The following is a 19,502-nucleotide window of genomic DNA, read 5'->3' on the forward strand; positions in this document are numbered from 1 at the left end:
CCTTTTGTCATAATAGATGATGAAAGGGATTTTGTTTTATGGTATAGAGCTTATTTGAAAGCATACTCTCTAAATTTGATGAAGTACTTAATAAAACTTATCATTTTGTGGACTTTCTTACACTATGTTTTACCTTTGCATCCCGAAAAATAATTATAGATTTTCTAAACAACGACTTTATTATCCCGTTGAATGCTAGTTAGTTTTTCACCTTAAAGCCCAGCTGTTCAGCTGCCAAAATAACTAAGCAGGAGAGATGATAAAGGGGAAGGTCTCGTCTGTTTCAATTCAATTTTTAAAAAATAAGAAAATGCAATTGAAAAGACATTGGAAGGAGTACAATCCTTTATTCTCTACAATTTTAAAACTCGGCTGGCCTGTTATCTTAGCTCAGGTAGGCCAAATTTCCGTGGGATTGGTGGATAATATGATCATCGGTCAGCTCGGAAGAACCCCATTAGCCGCCGCCTCATTTTCCAATACCATTTTTAACCTGGTTCTTCTTTTTGGAATGGGCTTCACCTTTATTCTTACGCCCAAAATAGGGGAGGCAATCGGTTTGAATAACTACAAAAAAGCAACGAGCGCTTTGAAAAACAGCTTTATGGCCAATGGAATTTTATCCCTTTTGCTCTTAATGCTGTTGGTAGTCCTGTATTTTTATATGCCCTACATGGGACAGCCCGAAACGATTATAGCTTCCTCGCAAGCATATTTGATCATTTTGATGGTTTCTTTAATCCCTCAAATGATTTTCCTGACTTTCAAACAGCTTTTTGAGGGAATAGGAGATACCAAAATGGGTATGAAAATCACATTGGTAGGTAATGTGGTGAACATTGTAGGTGATTTTGTTTTTGTATTCGGTTTGCTAGGGGCACCAGAAATGGGATTGATCGGTGCCGGTGTAGGTACACTTCTCGCCAGATTGGCAATGGCAGGCGGAGCAATTTATGTATTCTCCACTTACAAAAAGTTTGAAGTTTTTTCGTCCCTTTTCAATAAAGTACAATTTACCGTAAAAGAAGTGAAGGAATTCTTTACGAATGGAATCCCTATGGCCTTTCAATTATTGATGGAAAGTGCTGCTTTCTCCATTTCGACAATTATGATGGGATGGATATCAGAAGTAGGTTTGGCCGCTCATCAGGTTGCGATCAGTTTGAGTACGTTAGGGTTTATGGTGTACCAAGGTATTGGAGCAGCTACAGGAATATTAGTAAGTCAGAGTTTTGGTAAAAGAGATTTCACAGAGGTTAAAAAAGTAACTTACGCCTCGCTGATTATCGTGACACTGATGTCATTTGGAGCCGTTGTCTTTTTCTTGACAGGAAGATCATGGATGCCTCACCTCTTCACCGATGATCAAGAAGTGATACAGTTCGCACAGTTGTTTATAGTTTGGCTGGCCTCTTATCAAACTTTTGATGCCATAGAGATTGTATATGCTGGAGCGTGCCGTGGATTGCATGATTTCAAAGTGCCAATGTGGTTTATTTTCTCCTCTTACTTTGTCATAGCGATACCATTCTCTTATATGTGCGCTTTCCACTGGGGACAGGGAGAAGCCGGTATTTGGATGGGATTCCCGTTAGGGTTGGGAATTATCTGTCTTATTTTCGTGAAAAGATTTAGTTATCGATTACGAAAAGTAGAAGAAGAACATATTCCTTTTGAAAGGAAAATATCTTAGATATATTGAGGTCTGGAATGAGAATTTCAGACCTTTTTTCTTCCACTAAATTCACACTCAACCAAAACTAATCTTACTATGAAGGATACCATCAACAGACTTCAGGCATTAAGTCAACAAGGAGTTGATTTCTTATCAACAGTTCAATCATCAGAACTTTTACTCAAAGAACACCCTGAAAAATGGTCAAAACAGGAGATTTTGGGACATCTTATTGATTCGGGTATCAATAACCTTCAAAGATTTACAGAAATTCAGTTTGAGGAAAAACCCTTCAAGGTGGTGAGTTATAATCAAGATGAACTTGTAAAGGCCAATGATTATCAAAGTGCAGATCTCAATGAATTGCTACAATTTTTCAGGTCAATAAATAATAGAATTTTAAAGGTGATGGAGATGCAAACCGATGAATCGTTATCTTTTAGGATTGAATTGGGAAATGGGGAAGCAGCAGATTTGAGATTTTTGATGATAGATTATGTCGATCATTTAGCACATCATTTGAAGCAGATTCAAGGCAAGTAAAAAAAGAATTAAGAATGATGAAATACTGTCATTCTTAATTCTTCATTTTTCGTTCAACTATACTTTATAAGGAAGGATATCTGTAATATTATTTTCATCGATTACTTTTCCTTGGAAGGCTTTCAGTTTATTTCTGTAAGATTCTATTTTTAATGTGAGTGTACGGTCTTCATTAAAATAATGCCATGTTTTCATGGAGTCTCCCACAACATCAGCGTCTGATTTAGAAACTTTAAACATCAATCCACTTTCAATATTTTCTTTATAAAAACGATGACCGTTGAGGTACAGAATATTGGCAGGGTTGCCCTGAGTACGTATTTTTCTCTCTAATTCAGGATCAATCTGAAATACATTGACAGCTTTACTCCAAAGTACCTTTTTAAAATATCCTTCATTCGAATACCTCAAGAACTTTTCTTCAAGATCATGGTGGCAGACAAAAAGGCGTTCAGAATTTTTCATTTTAAAATCTTGCTGATATTCCTCTACAATCTGCCATGTTTTACCATCGAGGTCAAACATAAAGCCCTCTTTCAGGTGATCTAAAGTTGGTTGAGTAGGATCAAACTCAGGAAGGTTCAATACTTTTGGTTTAATAAGCGCCTTAGGTGGAGTATGTTTATATCTTTTCTTAATTCCGTATTTCAGGGCAATATCCTTAAAGATTTCCTGAGCTACTTTTCTGTTGAAGTTTTTAATTTCAGAAGGAATTGTAAAAAGTAAAACGAGCCACCAAACACCGAAACCTCCTCCGGTAATCCAGAATAAAAACTGCTCTAACCATTTTCCTACATAACCTAATGATACGTGAAGTGGAAAGAAATGCAATAAATACATAATGACTTTGGAACGCTTGAATTTTTTCATCTCCTGAAAGAACTCATACTGTGCCTCCTGAGGCATCTCTTTAAACTCCACCAACATGGAGTAGGGGAGGTATTTTAGGTCTTTTTGTGATAGAATTAAATTTGACATCTAGTATTGTATTTTGATAGTGATTTTTCCATAGGTGTTCATAAATATCAAGGCATTGTTTTGGGTGAATTGTATCTAACTTAGCGTTAGGTAATTAACTAAAAAAATGACTTAATGTAAAATGAACAATATGGTAATGTAAGTTAATTGTATAAATAAAATAGACGAGAAAGTGATTAGTGAAGTTTCATAATGTCAGTACAAATATTTTTTTTGCAGTAAGGGTGGAAAAGATAGATCCACCCTTAGTGTTAGCTCTTCATTTTTATGGAAGTTAAGCAGGGTAATCCTCACCAATTAATACTTTGGCTTTAGATTGAATGATTTCTTGCACTGACTTTTTCTCAATTTTACCTTCTAGCCAAGAAATAATATCGAAATACATAAAAGGGTGCTTCTCAAACTGATCACTTTCCAATGGTTTTAATAAATCTTTCAGTTCAATAAAGGCATTGGTAAGTTCATGATCATTCATATTTCTAGAAAGCTTTTTCAAGAATTTCATAATATAAATCTGAAACTTGAAGAGATTGTCTTTGCGAAGCATGAAACGGTAAGTAGACTTTACATAATAGTCTACCAAATCTGTATTGCCCATTTCATAATGACAGATCAAGTTCACAATTCTTGCATAAACGTGAACATCTTCTCGTACATCCATTTCCAATGCGTCAGAGTTGATAATTCTGTTCAGCCACTTTGAAGACAACCTAAAATCACTTGCACCAAAATACAAACACGCAATTTTGTAGTATAAAATAAGTCTTGAGTGCTTATTCAATTTCTCAATAAAGAACTCAATATTATTCAATAGTAAATTTACCCTCTGCACCCCTCCAGTAAAATCTCCTAGCATAAAAAGGCGGTTAAACTCATGCACATAAGAATATTTGAGGAGTTTCATTTTGATGTTTTCACTCAGCTCAATTTTCTCATTGGAGCGGATTTTTCTAAATAGCGATTTCGTATCTATAAAATCCTTGTATTTATACAGTTTATATTGCCCGATCAGGAGGTTGTTAATGGTTCTGATGTAAACATCTAAACGTGAAGGGATAAGATTAGGGTCGTTATGGAAAATATGGAGACACTTCTCAGCATACCAATGTCCTTTTTCTACATTATGTGTGAAGTAGTAAAAGCCTATATATAACTCATAAAGCGATAATTTCTCATTGATTGAAAACTTATCCTCATCAATAGATAGAATATCATTATTGACAAGGTCATTCACTTTCTTCAAATCCTTCTCACTTTTCACATAGCCCACCTTAAGGTAAAAAGCATTTAGCTTAGCGGAGATATTTGAGAATTTATTAATCTGATTAATACGGTCGTTTGTATCCTGTACTTCTTGAATCAGTTTATTTACCCTTCTCTGATTATGTTTGTCGAGCGTATGTGTCAGCAAACTTTTCTCCCACCTCAAAATTTCCAGCAATAACTCAAGATGATCACTCTTCTGTGCTTTTTTCTTACTCTTTCTTAAAATGTCCGCACATTGATCATAAAGTCCTCTGTTATATAATAATTCAGCATGATCAATCATTTCTCTGATTTCAGCATCTTCCATTTTCGTCAGATGAAATTGCCTTAATGCCTGTAAAATTCTTTTATAGAGATGAGCTTTAAGATTGGAGAATTGTATAGGTTTCAATTCGGGAGTAGAAGCTAATAATTGTTCTTCATCAAAAACATCTTGCTTGTCAATTAGTTCAAATAAGAGCATAAATTTTTTAGAGGAATTGCTCTTCGATTCGTTAGAAACAAGTTTAAAATAACGCTTCTCACTTCTCGACATTGATTTAATTAACTGATATAAGTGATTTGATCTTTCTTTAGGCATCGTATTTATTATGATCTTTAATAACCTTACACATTGCCAAATTTACATTCTATTCGCTTAATTATTAAATTAAACATCGTAAAATGTATTTTTTTTTGTTTTTGATGCTTTTGATCACCCTTTACTTTAGCAAAACAATACCAATATAATTGTTTTAAAAATAGATTATAACAGACACCTTTCAAGAAGTGTTTAAGCCTATGAACGATAAAGTATTTATTTTCGACACAACGTTGCGAGACGGAGAACAGGTACCAGGGTGCCGTTTGAATACAGAGGAGAAGTTAGTTATTGCACGTGCTCTCGAAAATCTGGGCGTTGACATTATAGAGGCGGGTTTCCCGATTTCAAGTCCTGGTGACTTTGAAGCAGTAAATAGAATTGCTAGAGAAATTAGAAACTCGACGGTCTGTGGTCTAACAAGAGCAGTAAAAAAAGACATTGAGGTTGCAGCAGAAGCGTTAAAGCCTGCGGCAAAACCAAGAATTCATACAGGGATCGGAACATCTGATCAGCATATCTTCACTAAATTGAGATTAGACAGAGATCAAGTGATCGAAAGAGGGGTTGCAGCAGTGAAGTTAGCCAAAACTTTTGTAGAAGACGTAGAGTTTTATGCAGAAGACGCAGGTAGAACAGACAATGTCTATTTAGCTCGAGTCATAGAGGCTGTAATCGCAGCCGGGGCCACAGTGGTAAACATCCCAGATACTACAGGATATTGTATTCCAGAAGAATACGGAGCTAAAATCAAGTTCTTAAAAGAGAACGTGAAAAATATTGATAAAGCAATCATTTCTACACACTGTCATAATGACTTGGGAATGGCAACTGCCAACTCTCTATCAGGTGTAAGCAATGGTGCTAGACAAATTGAGTGTACAGTAAACGGTATCGGTGAGCGTGCCGGAAACACTTCAATGGAAGAGGTAGTGATGGCAATGCGTAAGCATAACATGTTGAACTTCGACACTGCTATTCACACTCAAAAGATCTATGAGATCAGCCGTTTGGTTTCAGAAACTATGAACATGCCTGTTCAGCCAAACAAAGCGATTGTAGGTGATAATGCATTCTCTCACTCATCAGGTATTCACCAAGACGGTGTTATCAAGAGCAGAGACAACTATGAAATTATCGATCCTGCTGAAGTTGGTGTTTCTGAGTCATCGATTGTATTGACAGCAAGAAGTGGTAGAGCGGCATTGTTCTATCGTATTCAAAAGCTAGGTCATACTTTAGATCACGATGCTTTAGAAGTAGCTTACCAAGCTTTCTTGAAAAAAGCAGATACTTTACAAACTGTAGAGGACGAGCACCTTGAAGAATTACTTCAAGTGCTTAAGGTTGCCTAGTGCAACTCTTGAAGAGAATTTATGTTTATATGTGTTTATATATGGTTAAAAACCATTTATGGTTAGTATGTGGTAAGTGCGGCTTCCGATTGGAGGCCGTTCTTTTTTTTTGCCTTGATTTTTTAGTATTCAGAATTGAGTTACAGAGTTAAGAATTATAAAGGAGTAGTGCTGTGATGTAGTTCTGATTCCTTATCATAAGAATTCTGATAATCAAAATTTGATAAAAGAGTTCTCTTCCCAAAAAAACAATTTCAATTATGAGTCTACGAAACATCCCTTTTCTTAGACTTAAAAACGGAGTAATTAATCTTAAAAATGTTAAAATAACACTTGTCAAACGGCTGTACTTTTTCTCTTCCAGCACAGCCTAAAAACTGCCTTCTTTTAAGAAATCTTTAATTATTTCTACCTTTTTATAAAATAGTACTCTTTTTTTTGATAAATCGTGAAGAGTGTTGTTGTGATATTTTTAATTTTAAGTATTTTTTATTGAATTATTGATAATTATATAGGTTAAAGAATTGGTTTTATTATCACTTATTTAAAAACTGATTTTTAGCAGTGTGATGTATGGTTAAAAAAAGTAATTAAAGGTGTTCATATCCCATAAATTGGTTTTTGTAAACCCGCTACATTTGTAATGTACAAAAAACAAAAAATATGTATTTCATTTCATACTAGATAGATTTATTGATAATAACAACAACAATCGGAATTAATGTAACAGTAATGTTCTCATACTTTTTGCCATGTAAATAGTTTGTTACGTTTGCTAAAAAACGTGTTTTATTATTCCAATTCAATTATTTATTAACTTATCATCAAAATTGTTCCAACATAAGTATTACCAATAATGACACTCTTCGAAATTTGAAGGGTGTCATTTTCTTATAGCTAAAAATTAAAAAGGTCAAAGTTGTTTACAACTTTGACCTCACTATTTTAAAACCGTAAATTATGTAGGCACATTGTAATGTAACGTCCACCGAACCACCATAATTCTTCATTCTTCCCTCTTAATTCTTCATTACAAAAGTTAGCTATTCAACCAAGTCTTGGCTCTTTCTTTATCATTTTCTTCAAAATGCTCCATATTGATACCGGGAGTGAAGATGTCTCCAATTCTAACAAGGAAATCCATCCACTGACCGCTATTTACAATGGCTACTTTTTTAATATCTGAATAATATTTTATGCCTGTTTTGAAATCATCCCACATGGCTAATATATTGCTGTAGCCTTCAAAACCTGCAAATTCCATATAAATATTCAATGACTTGCCCGAATTGATTTGAACGGAGAACTCACTGTCAAGACCAACGTATTCTTGTGGATTGATTTTGCCTGTAAAACGATAAGCCAAGAAGTTGTCGTTATCTTCCACCTCAATTTTATGGATGCCCGGTACAAATGCCTCTTCCTTTTGAAGTAACCAAACTAAAGCCTGATCACGTTCTTCAGTCTTAAACATTTTAATAGGGATATTCGGAATCATAAAATCCATAACACCTGAGATTTTTTGCATCCACTCGGCTTCTCCTACGAAAGCATATTTTTCTAAAGCTGTAATTGCTTTTGCCTTGGCTTTCAGAATATCAAAAAAGGCTTTGAAATCTTCAATTCCTCCCATGTTTTCCACTTCGCCCAAAAGTTTTATTTTACCATTTTTATTGGTTTTTTCGTCTATTGCTTTGAAAAACTCCTGAAGCCCCTCATCATCAATTTTACCATTAATTGTGAAGCCTATAACATTGGAGCCTAATGTTGAATTAATTTTTATCATAATTTTTTGTTTTTTGGGTTTTAAATACGCCCTTAAGTTCAATTTGTTACGTTTAAATTAACAATAATCACGGAATAATTTCGGATAGAGGACGAAAAAGCCAAAATTTGATATTTCTTGATTTCTTTTTGATAATTAGAACGTACTACGATAAAAGTCACTTTTTATATAACAGTGATTTGACTATTTTCGATGTAGAAGAAAACTAGGAAAAAACTTATGAAAGTAGCAATAATTGGAGCAGGAATATCAGGTCTGTACGCCGGCCATATTTTAACGGAGTTAGGTTATGATGTTTCACTTTTTGAAGCTTCGAATAGAGTAGGCGGTAGAATTGCCACTCAAACCATACACGATCATTTATTTTTGGAAATGGGTGCTGCCGAAATACATGGCAACAGAAGCGTCATTTTCGAAATGCTCAAACATTTAGATCAAACGCTAGAACCAATAGCCGGAAATGAATACATATGGTATGATCAGCAACTGACAGATATAGAGGATACTGAACGCTTTCCTCAAACTGTGAAAAAATTATTGAATTACTTTTATTCCATTGAAGAAGAAACCTATGACGGGTCTATTCTTGATTCTCTCAAAGAAAAAGGACTTTATCACCCTAATTTGAAATTTATTATCAGAGGAATGCTGAGCGAGTATAGTGCTCACGTGGAGAAGGTGCATGCATCTACTCTTGGCGAAGAGGAATGGCGTTGGTCCTCGGGTGATAAAAACTATTTCAGCTGGGGTAAATACAGTGCTGCAGTGATGTATTTTGAGAAAAGATTAAGAGGGAAGATCCATTTAAATACGCCTATCGTAGATGTGAATTATAAAAACGAACAGGTCGGTATTCTAACAAAAAAAGGGGAAACATTACCTTTCGATAAAGTAATAGTCAGTGTGTCATTGGGTGTTCTGAAAGAGAAAAAAATCAATTTCACACCTGCTTTGCCTGCTGAAAAACAAAAAGCTATTGATGATATTGGATTCGGAAAAGGACGTAAATTATTTATTGAATTTTCTGAAAGTTTCTGGGAAGAGGAATTGGTGGAAGTGATTGGTGGTAAAAAGTGCCCTAGTTATTTAGTCCGTCCTTCTCACCCTAAGCATATAGTTGCTTATTTGATGGGAGAGGCCTCGAAAGAGTTGGATCAATTAGAAGATGATGAACTGGCTGAGGTATTATTAAATGATTTGCAGGAAATATTTCCTCATGTTGATGTGATGTCTTTGTATATGAGTCATCATGGAAAGGACTGGACCAAAGATCCTTTTGTAAAAGGGACTTATTCTTATTCTACAAAAGGTACATTGGAGGGTAGAGAAAATTTAAAGCAACCGATAGGGAATAAACTTTTCTTTATAGGGGAAGCTTGCCGTACTAACGGACATAGCGCTACTGTACATGGTGCCATGGAAACGGCTGAAGAATTGGCCAGTAATTATTTTCCAGACCTAAAGAGTGTATGATTTTTGTATCATCACTTAGCACAAACAGTGATGTAGGAAGCTTTCAACCTTTTTGCATCTAATACACCTTCTATGTTAAATACTAAAAAATAGCTATGCGAAAGATTTTTGTTATTGTTTTAGGCGTTCTATTAGGGTTGGGTATCTTAGGTTACTTCGGTCAGAAAATGATGATTTCAGAGACAAAGAAACACAGTCCTGAGATGGAACAGAATTTCGTTGATGGAGATACTAAAATTGATATTCACTATTCATCCCCTTTCAAAAAAGGAAGAGTGATATTTGGCAATCTTGTGCCGTATGGTCAGGTGTGGAGAACAGGAGCAAACGAGCCTACTACATTTAAGACCAATGTTGCATTGACAATCAATGGTAAAAACTTACCAGCAGGAAAATATACTTTATGGACAATTCCAGAATCCAAAACATGGAAAATTATCTTCAATAATAAGAATTACAATTGGGGAGTGAGTTTTGGTGGAAAAGCAAGCAGAGATGAGAGTTTTGATGTTGTGGTGGTGGAAACCAATGTCATCAATAGTGACAAAACCATGGAAAGCTTGAGAATTTGGATCGAAAAGGATGATAACTCAAATGAATACAATTTGAAGTTAGGTTGGGATCAGACTTTAGTAGAAGTAGATATAGACAAAGCCTAACGACAAATAATGCTCTTAAGCATTCTTGTTTAATATAAAACCTCACAGAATGAGGCAATCTTAGTGTAGAATTGAAGAATTCTAATAGGATTGCCTCTTCTTTTTATCATTTCTCAAAAGTATTGTTTAACTTAAGTAATAGTTCATAACTTTGCTATTGGATTCTACAAACGAAAATTTATCTAATAGAAAAGAAATGACAGCATCAAAAATCACTTTAGAAGAGTATTTAGAGGGGAAAGAGGTAACGTTTAAGAGATTGCCTAAGTTTTTTAAGGAAGGCTCTAGGGTGATGGGAGCAATGTGGGAAGCAATAGAAGGAATTGAAGAATTTCAGGAAAAGGGAGAGTCTTCTCAAGTTTTTATCACATTGTTCTTTGAAGAGGAAACAAATTGTATTCTAATTCAGGAAACAAGGTATGCGATGTCATCTCTTTTTGAAGTGGAAGTTAAAGGAAATCATGTCACTATTGATATACTCGATTTTATTTCTGCCTTAAGACAGTTTGCTGGAAAATTACCCGTAGAAAAAGAACCGGTACCTGAGATTTTAGAATTTATTCTTTATTCAGCCTATTATGGATATGATCAAAAGGATGCTGATGATGTGGCAGCTCGCATTGTCAATGCCGCTTACCTCAATGGAAGAGGAGAAGTAGACGAAAATGACTTTTATGATATAGTAGATGCCTTGTATGAACCGCCAAAAGAATTCTTCGTTGATAAATATATGGAGGAAGAAGTGTTGGAAATCATCGAGGTACAAGATACAGTATATGAGAATTTACCTGCTGTACTGTGGATTTTAAGAAAACATTTAGTTCAAGATAGACATTAACTCAAAACAGATTACTATGGTGGAATTATCAAAGAAAGACAAGTATTTAAGCTTAACAATCGCTGACTTATTGATCAATGATCAGGGGATTCAGTCAGAGGATGAGGTGGAAAAACTGCCTAAAGAACATATTGTGAGTATGTTGGATAAATTGCAGGAAGGAAGTGAATCCAAAATAGTGATCACAGATACTTACTTGCATACGTTCAGGGCAATTTTAAAATTTGATGTGGCTTATTTACTACGTTCTAATCGCTGTTGTTCATAAATGGAGAAAACATCGATTTGTTCACATCTTTGGTTTCATTGATAATTCCACTTTAGTAGCTGTGGAAAGGTCTTAAATAAATGTGAATAACTATTGAACAAGTAGTTTCTTTGTGAATAACTTTCCATTTCCGTCTCTCAATTGAATAATATAAACGCCTTTAGCCCAATTTTGTGTGGATAACTTTATTTCTGAGAGTACTGACAGCTTCCCTTCCGCAATTTTTTGTGCCTGCATAGAAAGAATACTGTATTCCAATAAAACGTTTCCTTGGTTTTCGATGGTTACACCTGCATTACTTGGGTTTGGATAGATATTCACGTTGAATGTGCTTGGAGGTATTGGTAAAATACTTGTGGGCGACTCATGTGTTCCTAGAGTAGATAACTGTAAGCCACCACCTTCAGATCCCACGATAATATAATTTCCGATTTTTGTACCCGAATTTTTTCGCCCTAAACTAATGGATTGGAAAGTATTGGTTCTAACATCAAATAGCACATCTTTCTGATAAGCCTTTTCAGTTTCATTATTATAGTTTCTCCATATTCTTGGCAGACCGCTTTCATCAAATACAAGCAAGTCCTCATTTCCGTCATTATTCAAGTCCTCAAAAAGGATCACAGGATATTTTCTTAATAAATCAGCTTCAATTTGAGGGAAAAAGTTTTCACTGCTTTCTTGAAACTGATGGTTTTCGTTTTGCAAATACGTTTTCAATTCACCAGAAAAAGTTCCCACTACTATATCAATCCTCCCGTCTTTATTTATGTCATACATAGAAACGCTTTCTTCAGGTCGATGAGTGACAAGCTTTGAAGCATTTCCAAAGTCAGCTTTATTATTTTCGACAGGAAGTAAATAGACACCAGCTTCATTAGAATTTACTGTTCTAGCACTTACTAGCAAATCTTTAGTTCCATCATTATCATAATCGATAAAGAATGGAATAATATCAATCTTCCCCCATTCAGAAAGAGAAAGGTAATCGTTTTCTATTAATTCAAATGAAGGATTCTCATTCGTTCCCGTATTCTTTAGGTAGGCAATCCCTCCACCGAATTGTTCAAGATTTTCATTAAATGAATTTCTATAACCAACAAGTAGATCCAACTGCCCGTTTTGATCAATATCTACAGCAAAAGGTTTGCTTCTTTCTCCAAAATCTAAGGTTTGGAAAAGTTGAGATTTTTCAAATTCAAATTCTTTGGTGGCATCATTAAAAGTATACATCCATGTGCTGTGACTGAAGTCCGTTTGATCCCCATCATTTCCTGTCAGGTTGGGAGAAATCAGCATTTCCTTTTCATTATTTTGGGTGTAATCAATAAAAAAGGCGGCTGGAAAAACAGGAATACTTACAGGGGTTTTACTTGGGAAATTAGTAATACTTTCATCAAAAAGAGGAGCGTCATTGCTTCCTTTATTTGGAATTGCTACCAAGTTGGAACAGCTCATTTCACCAATTAAAACATCTCCCAATCCGTTTTTATTAATATCATAAATCGTCACGGCTGAACCGAGGTGCATAATTCTACCATTGGAAGAACAGTTTTGACCATCAAAAATATAAGTGGCACAATCACCACATTCATGGAAGTTGCCCCAATTATTAGTGATTTTTTTATATTGAGGTGCTCCTTGATCATTGAGCCCTACGTGCTGATGATATTCTATAGAACCGCCCACAGAAGGAACGAATGTGAAGAAGTCTAAGGCTACGTCATTATTAATATCATAAAATGCAGGAGTATCTAAAAGGGAAGATAAAAGTGGTGCAGGGGAACCCGAAAAGGAAGTACTTTCGATCAGTAAACCATTTTCTGAAAAGGACAACTGACCTGCTGAGGAAGTATTTTTATAAAAATAAATACCATCTTCTTCTCCTATAATCAAATCTTTCTGCCCGTCATTATCAAGGTCTTGAAGGTGCATCCAAAAACGTATAGAAGAGGGGAAGATAGGGATATATTGAGGAGCATAAACCCACTGATTTTCTTCGTAAACATAAGGGATGACTCTACGGCTTGTACGATCAAAAAGTACTAATTCATTTTTGCCATCCAAACTTAAATCCACTTCAAAAAACTGTACCGCATTAATACCTCCATTCCAAGGGTCAGGTATTGCGTTTCCGTTTTCAATTATAGAAATATCTTGTTGAAGTGTGAGCCCTATATGCTGACTCCAAGAATAGTTTGTAATGAAGATGCTCAGAAGTAATGGTATTAATTTTTTGATCATAAGGTTGCTTATTAGATTTAATAGTAAACAGGTAGAGGAAAAAGTGGTTACAAAGAATTGTGATAATATAAAAAACTAAAGAAGTACTGCACAGCTTTAGTTTTGATAGGCTTTAAATAGCATATACCCGCAATTTGGATTGTGGGTATATGATAGAATTGACGTTTTCCTCTATTATAAATCTACTTGAAAATCGAGATAGAAACTAATTGCTTCTCTAATAATTTCGTCTTCCGGTCTGCCTTCCTTTTGTGCAAGAGCAGTGATTTTGTCTTGTTGCTCTTTCGTCAGTCCAAAAGAAGCCGTTTTTGGAACCGGAGGAGTAACTTTCTCCACTTTTTTTACCGGTTCTTCTTTAGGTTTAGACGTTTCCGCACTTTTTGATAGGGGAGAACCTCCTAAAAGAGAATCCAATCCACCAGAGAAATTTTTCTTTGCCATAATGAGTAGTAGTAAAGGTTTAAGCGTTGATGACTGTTCTTTCAAGTACTTCCTGAGCTAGGTCCCAATAATCTTTGGCACCGTTGCTTTTCGGATTGTATCTGAAAATATTTGTTTGTCTTGAAGGAGCTTCAGCCAAAGCTACATTTTCGCGGATGACCGTTTTGAAGAGCTTGTCACCAAAGTGTTTAGTGATCGCATCTTTAACGTTTCTATTTAAGATTTTTCTCTGATCGTACTGCGTGATAAAAACACCCCCAATCTCCAGATCAGCATTCAGACGTTGTTGTACTTTTTCAATAACTTCTAAAAGCTTAGTTAAGCCTTGAGTGGCCAAAAACTGTGCTTGAAGTGGAAAAAATACCTGGTTTGATGTGGTAAATGCATTGATGGTTAAAAGCCCTAAACTTGGCGGACAGTCAATTAATATATAATCGTAGTCTTCTATTACTTTATTGATTTGTCCTTTCAGAATAAACTCTCTTCCAGCTTCCATACTGAGTTCGAGTTCAGCACCCGAAAGGTCCAATTCTGAAGGAATCATATGAAGATCCAATTCCAGTTCCATAATAGCATCGTTGATATCTGATGCTCCTCTGAGAAGTTTGTATACACTGTTTTCCGGCTCAAATACGCCAAGTGATTGACTTAAATTGGCCTGAGGGTCCATATCAATCATCAATACCTTTTTACCAAGCTGATGAAGACCCGCGCCTAAATTGACGACCGAAGTGGTTTTTCCAACACCTCCTTTGTGGTTACTGATAGATATGACTTGTGCTGACATTGTTAGTGATTTTATTAAATTAAAAAATTGTTACTACTGAACTATATCTTATTAAAATTATGTATTAAGCCAAAAACAGTTAATAATTAATTCTTAATTATTTTTTGTGAGAACAACGTGAAAAAACGTTTGAATAGTGGTTCTATTAATCGTTTTTTTATGGCAGTAATCGCAAAACAATAATTAGTATTAAATAATTTTGTCTTTTTACTTATTTAAAGCAATTAACGTGCTTTAGTGCTTCTATACTCAATCCATTTTGTTCTTAAAGCATAAATTACTGGTACAAGAACGTAGGGCAACTGAGCGTAGTCGATATAAAAATAAGCAACAATCATAGAAATAAAAGCCAGCAAAGGTTCCATCCATTTATCCTGACTTATTTCGTCTGCAATTTCTTTTTCAAGTGGTTCTTTCAGCAAACGGTCATAATGCGTTGCATAACGCCATGAGGCATAAGAGAAAGCACCGATGACTATCACATTGAGGCTATACAGTAAAATTGCAGCGTAAAAATCTGAAAAAGCCGTGGCCAAACCATTTGAAAAAGGAAGCAGAGCCACAAAAGCCAATGTGATAATGTCTAACCACATGTAGGTACTGTCGGCCCCTTTCATCAGTCGGGTAGTAGTGGTGTGTTTCAGCCAATACACCGCCAGAAGTATAAATGTGGTAAGGTAAATACCCAATATAGGTAGTTGATTAGATAACGCTTTTAAAAGCTCTTTATTACTTTTTATGTTGTCGATCGATGAAAAATCAAAGGCTAGTAACAACATCGTCATGGAGGTGGCAAAGATAATATCGGAGAGACGGTTGATCCTGAAAAGCCAGCTTTCAGAGATGATAACAGGTTTTTTATTCTTTTTCATGGGGATAGCAAGGCGATGTGTTTTTGGTTGAGGTCAGTGAATATGGAAAAAGTAAGAGGTGAGCCTCGGAATGACGTTTTACTAATCATTTTTTAGTCACCTCTTACTTCAAAATTTATATTTCTTTTTTATCCCTTAAGGAAGTAGCATTTTATCAAGATAGTGATAGCTGAACTCCAAGATTCTTCTTTGCTGATGATCATTATAATTCGATACTCCTCTTCTTGGTTCTGTGATGATCATTCTTTCTGCTCTGATAATGTAATCATTCAAAGCATTTACAAGAAAACCAACGACCAACTCACCATCCGCTTCTTGATTGTAAATTCCTTTATCTTTTCCTTCATTGATTTTTTCCATGAAAAGAAGGTTAATAATATTGGCTAGTTCATCATTTTTTGTAATTACATCCTCTCTGATAGCCATCATTTCCTCCACGTTCATGATGCGGGCAAGGTCTCTGTTTTCAAAAGCAATCTTAAAGAATTTAAGCAAAGCAAACTTTAAAAATTCTATGCCTTCTTTGTCTGAATTATTTAATTCAGTCATTACAGCATGAATCTGCTTTGAATAATTCGTTAAGATTTCTTTCAGTAAATTTTCTTTTGATCCAAAATAATAATTGATCATTCCTTGGCTTACTTTAGCTGTCTGTGCAATATCTCTGGTACTTGCACCATCAAATCCTTTTTGGGAAATTAATTTGGTAGCGACTTTAAGAACGTGTTCTCTATTGTTCTTCATAATTGTAATTTAATCGTATGAATAATGCTATGTAAAGTTACATATCTTACTTAAAAAATAAAGTGAAAAAACTATTTCATTCATGTAATAGTTTATATTTGTGAGAATTCATTTAACTATGTTATGAAAAAGTATAACTAAACGATTAATTGGTTATTTTTCGTGACAATAATGAATAAAATTGAGCCTGATTTTTCTTTGGAAAAGTCAGTATTCAGGAATTAAGTACTTAGACAAAAATAAATAACACTAATTCATATTATTTTTTCTGATTACTGCCTTCAAAAAACTTTAAATAGAACCACTATTCATACGTTTTTTTAGCGTTGTACTTACAAAAAATAATGAAGAATTAATTATCATTAATTTTTGGCTTAGTACTTAATTAAATACCTAATAATAACTCAATTCCTTTATTTATATCATTAAATAATTACAATGAAAAAGATTTTATTCAAAGTTTTTACATTACTGACATTAGTAATGTGTGTTTCACTGACTAACACTTTTGCTCAAGAAACGGCAGAGAAGCCTTTGACAGAAAAAGAACAGCGAAAGCTGGCAAAAAAGAAGGCAAAGGAAGAACGTAAAAAAGCAAAAGAACTGGCAAAGAAACAGGCAAAGGCTGAAGAAGAGGCACGTTATCAGATGGCTTTTGAAGCGATGAAAAATCAAAGTTTTGTACTTCAGGCACATCAAGTGTACGATCGTTATGGTAATATTGCACAAGTAACAAATACAATCAACTTCGTGAAAATGGAAGGTGAAACGTGTGTTGTGCAATTGGGTTTTGAAGGAATTGTTGGGTTTAATGGTGTTGGTGGTATCACTTTGGATGGGACAATATCTGATCTAAAAGTGAAGGAAAACGAGCACGGCGGATTGCAGATGACTTTTAATGTGCAAGGTTCTATGATGATGGCACAAGTCCGTATCAATTTGAATGGATCTGACAACTGGGCAGACGCAACCGTGAGAGCACAAACAGACAATACAGAGGTGAAGTTTAGAGGAAATATTATTCCTACAAACCTATCGAGTATATACCAAGGCACAACACCATATTAATTAAGTGCGAATAGTTGAGGGAAGACCTGAGTGTTTGTTTTACTGAAGTGAGCGAATAGGTCTGCCCGTAATTTTTTTTTATATGTGGCAAATTTTTCAAAGAGAGTTAAGTAGTTTTTTCAGTGCGGTTTTAGGGTATTTAGTCATGGCCGTATTTTTAGTAATGATGGGTATGTTTGTTTGGGTTTTTCCTCAGACAAGTATTTTAGAAGGGCGTTTTTCGTCTTTGGACCCATTATTTAATGTTGCCCCTTATGTATTTATGTTTTTACTGCCGGCCATCACCATGAGAGGATTGGCAGAGGAAAAAAAGACTGGTACATTAGAATTGCTTTTTACAAGACCGCTTACCGATTTTCAAATTATAGCCGGTAAGTTTTTTGCGGCTTGGGTAACGGCAATTTTGGCTTTAATCCCTACGGTGATGTACTACTTTTCTGTTTATGAGCTTGGTGCTCCTAAAGGAAATATTGATACAGCGGCAGTGATGGGGTCGTATATCGGACTTGTATTTCTTTCAGGTGGATTTGCCGCAATAGGAGTTTTTGCCTCTTCCATCACTTCAAGTCAAATCGTTTCTTTTATAGTTGCGGTCGTTTTTTGTTTTATATGCTATGATGGCATTTCGTCAGTAGCCTCAATTCCAGCCTTGGGTGATTACGCTTACGGTATAGGATTATGGGGAATTGACTTCCATTATAGATCATTAAGTAGAGGATTGATTGATTCTCGCGATATACTGTATTTTTTTAGTTTAATTGGAATCGCCTTAAGTCTGGCAAAATTATCTATTGGCAGCAGACGCTGGGAATAATTATAAAAGATGACATCATTTGATATAAAAGACGCAGGTGTACTACTTGCAAAAGAATTAGAAAAGAAGAGGTTTGGTGAAGCACCAGAAAACCTTTATGAACCTTTACGTTATATTTTATCCCTTGGCGGAAAACGCCTTCGTCCAGCCCTTACTTTATTAGGATGTTATGTTTTTGATGAAGATTACAAAAAGGCGATGGAACCGGCTATTGGTGTGGAAGTATTTCACAACTTCACATTAATGCACGATGATATTATGGATGAGGCTCCTTTGAGAAGAGGACATACAACGGTACACGAAAAATGGAATGCGAACATCGGTATTCTTTCTGGTGATGTAATGTTTGTGAAAGCCTATGAGCACATCATGAAAGTAGAGGACAGCATTTTAAGATCTGCTATGGAACTGTTCAATAAATGTGCACAGGAGGTTTGTGAAGGACAGCAGTTTGATATGGATTTTGAGGAAAGAGATGAAGTAGGAGAGGAAGAGTACATCAATATGATCCGTTTGAAGACAGCTGTTTTAGTAGGTTTTGCTTTACGATTGGGTGCATTAATTGGAGGTGCTACTGATGAGCAATCAGCAGTCATCGAAGAGTTTGGTGTGAACGTAGGTTTAGGTTTTCAATTGAATGATGACATCTTGGATGTGTATGCTGATCAGGCAAAATTTGGTAAGCAAGTAGGTGGCGATATCATTTCCAATAAGAAAACGTTGATGCTCATTCAAGCATTAAAACAAGCAGAAGGAAAAGATGCTGAGGAACTTCAGTATTGGTTGCATAAAACGGATTTTGATAAAGCTGAAAAAGTAAAAGCAGTAACTGCTATTTATGACCGATTAGGTATCAAGCAAATGGCAACTGACCGTGCAAATCAGTATTTTGATAAAGGTTTCAGTGCTTTGGATCGTTTAGATCTTACAGAAGATAAAAAACAGCTTTTAAAAGAATTTGGTGTCTATTTACAGAATAGAGATCACTAGCATAAAAGTTATTAATAATAGGAATCCTGATAAGTAAGCACTTGTCAGGATTTTTGTTTGCCCTGCATGCAAACTATCCCGACAGCTTGAAAGAAAGCTGTTTCGCCCCTCGGAGGGAAGA

Annotated in this window: 18 protein-coding genes; 10 read left to right on the forward strand and 8 right to left on the reverse strand. The window is 35.2% G+C overall.

What is annotated here, in order from left to right; translation table 11 throughout:
- Positions 1–310 precede the first annotated feature (310 nt).
- Both HHU12_RS26135 and HHU12_RS26140 read left to right on the forward strand, forming a co-directional pair.
- Positions 311–1,693: an MATE family efflux transporter gene (locus tag HHU12_RS26135; RefSeq protein WP_169659690.1), complete on the forward strand. Its 1,383-nt coding sequence runs from the start codon at positions 311–313 to the stop codon at positions 1,691–1,693.
- 78 nt (positions 1,694–1,771) lie between these two features.
- Positions 1,772–2,218: a DinB family protein gene (locus tag HHU12_RS26140; RefSeq protein WP_169659691.1), complete on the forward strand. Its 447-nt coding sequence runs from the start codon at positions 1,772–1,774 to the stop codon at positions 2,216–2,218.
- Positions 2,219–2,275: 57 nt separating this feature from the next.
- On the opposite strand, the gene HHU12_RS26145 is transcribed toward HHU12_RS26140, so the two are convergent.
- Positions 2,276–3,196 carry a TM2 domain-containing protein gene (locus tag HHU12_RS26145; protein WP_169659692.1) on the reverse strand — a complete coding sequence of 307 codons (921 nt, stop codon included), beginning with the start codon at positions 3,194–3,196 and terminating at the stop codon, positions 2,276–2,278.
- A gap of 274 nt (positions 3,197–3,470) precedes the next feature.
- Complete coding sequence (locus HHU12_RS26150; RefSeq protein WP_169659693.1) at positions 3,471–5,042, reverse strand: hypothetical protein; 1,572 nt, start codon at positions 5,040–5,042, stop codon at positions 3,471–3,473.
- Between the two features lie 200 nt (positions 5,043–5,242).
- Between HHU12_RS26150 and HHU12_RS26155 the strand changes: the two genes are divergently transcribed.
- Positions 5,243–6,397: a 2-isopropylmalate synthase gene (locus HHU12_RS26155; protein WP_169659694.1), complete on the forward strand. Its 1,155-nt coding sequence runs from the start codon at positions 5,243–5,245 to the stop codon at positions 6,395–6,397.
- Between the two features lie 1,039 nt (positions 6,398–7,436).
- Here the strand turns inward: HHU12_RS26155 and HHU12_RS26160 are convergent.
- Positions 7,437–8,183 (reverse strand): SpoIIAA family protein, encoded by a 747-nt coding sequence (locus tag HHU12_RS26160; RefSeq protein ID WP_169659695.1) that lies wholly within the window; start codon positions 8,181–8,183, stop codon positions 7,437–7,439.
- Positions 8,184–8,402: 219 nt separating this feature from the next.
- On the opposite strand from HHU12_RS26160, the gene HHU12_RS26165 reads away from it, so the two are divergent.
- From HHU12_RS26165 to HHU12_RS26180, 4 genes are all read left to right on the forward strand, one after another.
- Entirely contained in the window at positions 8,403–9,656 is a 1,254-nt protein-coding gene (locus HHU12_RS26165) for a flavin monoamine oxidase family protein (RefSeq protein ID WP_169659696.1), read from the forward strand.
- A 95-nt stretch (positions 9,657–9,751) separates the two neighbouring features.
- Positions 9,752–10,315, forward strand: coding sequence for a DUF2911 domain-containing protein (locus HHU12_RS26170; RefSeq protein ID WP_169659697.1), 564 nt, complete (start codon positions 9,752–9,754; stop codon positions 10,313–10,315).
- A gap of 196 nt (positions 10,316–10,511) precedes the next feature.
- Complete coding sequence (locus HHU12_RS26175; protein WP_169659698.1) at positions 10,512–11,153, forward strand: hypothetical protein; 642 nt, start codon at positions 10,512–10,514, stop codon at positions 11,151–11,153.
- Positions 11,154–11,169: 16 nt separating this feature from the next.
- A complete protein-coding gene (locus HHU12_RS26180) occupies positions 11,170–11,421 on the forward strand; it encodes a hypothetical protein (protein ID WP_169659699.1) in 252 nt (83 codons plus the stop codon).
- A gap of 90 nt (positions 11,422–11,511) precedes the next feature.
- On the opposite strand, the gene HHU12_RS26185 is transcribed toward HHU12_RS26180, so the two are convergent.
- From HHU12_RS26185 to HHU12_RS26205, 5 genes are all read right to left on the reverse strand, one after another.
- Positions 11,512–13,665 carry a T9SS type A sorting domain-containing protein gene (locus tag HHU12_RS26185; RefSeq protein ID WP_169659700.1) on the reverse strand — a complete coding sequence of 718 codons (2,154 nt, stop codon included), beginning with the start codon at positions 13,663–13,665 and terminating at the stop codon, positions 11,512–11,514.
- Between the two features lie 174 nt (positions 13,666–13,839).
- Positions 13,840–14,106 carry a ribbon-helix-helix protein, CopG family gene (locus tag HHU12_RS26190; protein WP_169659701.1) on the reverse strand — a complete coding sequence of 89 codons (267 nt, stop codon included), beginning with the start codon at positions 14,104–14,106 and terminating at the stop codon, positions 13,840–13,842.
- 19 nt (positions 14,107–14,125) lie between these two features.
- Positions 14,126–14,893, reverse strand: coding sequence for a ParA family protein (locus tag HHU12_RS26195; RefSeq protein WP_169659702.1), 768 nt, complete (start codon positions 14,891–14,893; stop codon positions 14,126–14,128).
- Positions 14,894–15,117: 224 nt separating this feature from the next.
- Positions 15,118–15,765 carry a TMEM175 family protein gene (locus HHU12_RS26200; RefSeq protein WP_169659703.1) on the reverse strand — a complete coding sequence of 216 codons (648 nt, stop codon included), beginning with the start codon at positions 15,763–15,765 and terminating at the stop codon, positions 15,118–15,120.
- A 135-nt stretch (positions 15,766–15,900) separates the two neighbouring features.
- Positions 15,901–16,509, reverse strand: coding sequence for a TetR/AcrR family transcriptional regulator (locus HHU12_RS26205; protein WP_169659704.1), 609 nt, complete (start codon positions 16,507–16,509; stop codon positions 15,901–15,903).
- 438 nt (positions 16,510–16,947) lie between these two features.
- Between HHU12_RS26205 and HHU12_RS26210 the strand changes: the two genes are divergently transcribed.
- The 3 genes from HHU12_RS26210 (at position 16,948) to HHU12_RS26220 (ending at position 19,381) form a co-directional block, all read left to right on the forward strand.
- Positions 16,948–17,577: a DUF4251 domain-containing protein gene (locus HHU12_RS26210; protein WP_169659705.1), complete on the forward strand. Its 630-nt coding sequence runs from the start codon at positions 16,948–16,950 to the stop codon at positions 17,575–17,577.
- An 82-nt stretch (positions 17,578–17,659) separates the two neighbouring features.
- Positions 17,660–18,391, forward strand: coding sequence for a gliding motility-associated ABC transporter permease subunit GldF (gene gldF, locus HHU12_RS26215; RefSeq protein WP_169659706.1), 732 nt, complete (start codon positions 17,660–17,662; stop codon positions 18,389–18,391).
- A gap of 9 nt (positions 18,392–18,400) precedes the next feature.
- Positions 18,401–19,381 carry a polyprenyl synthetase family protein gene (locus HHU12_RS26220; RefSeq protein ID WP_169659707.1) on the forward strand — a complete coding sequence of 327 codons (981 nt, stop codon included), beginning with the start codon at positions 18,401–18,403 and terminating at the stop codon, positions 19,379–19,381.
- The last annotated feature ends 121 nt before the right edge of the window (positions 19,382–19,502 follow it).

This window comes from Flammeovirga aprica JL-4 (assembly GCF_012844305.1).
Taxonomy (GTDB): Bacteria; Bacteroidota; Bacteroidia; order Cytophagales; family Flammeovirgaceae; genus Flammeovirga; species Flammeovirga aprica.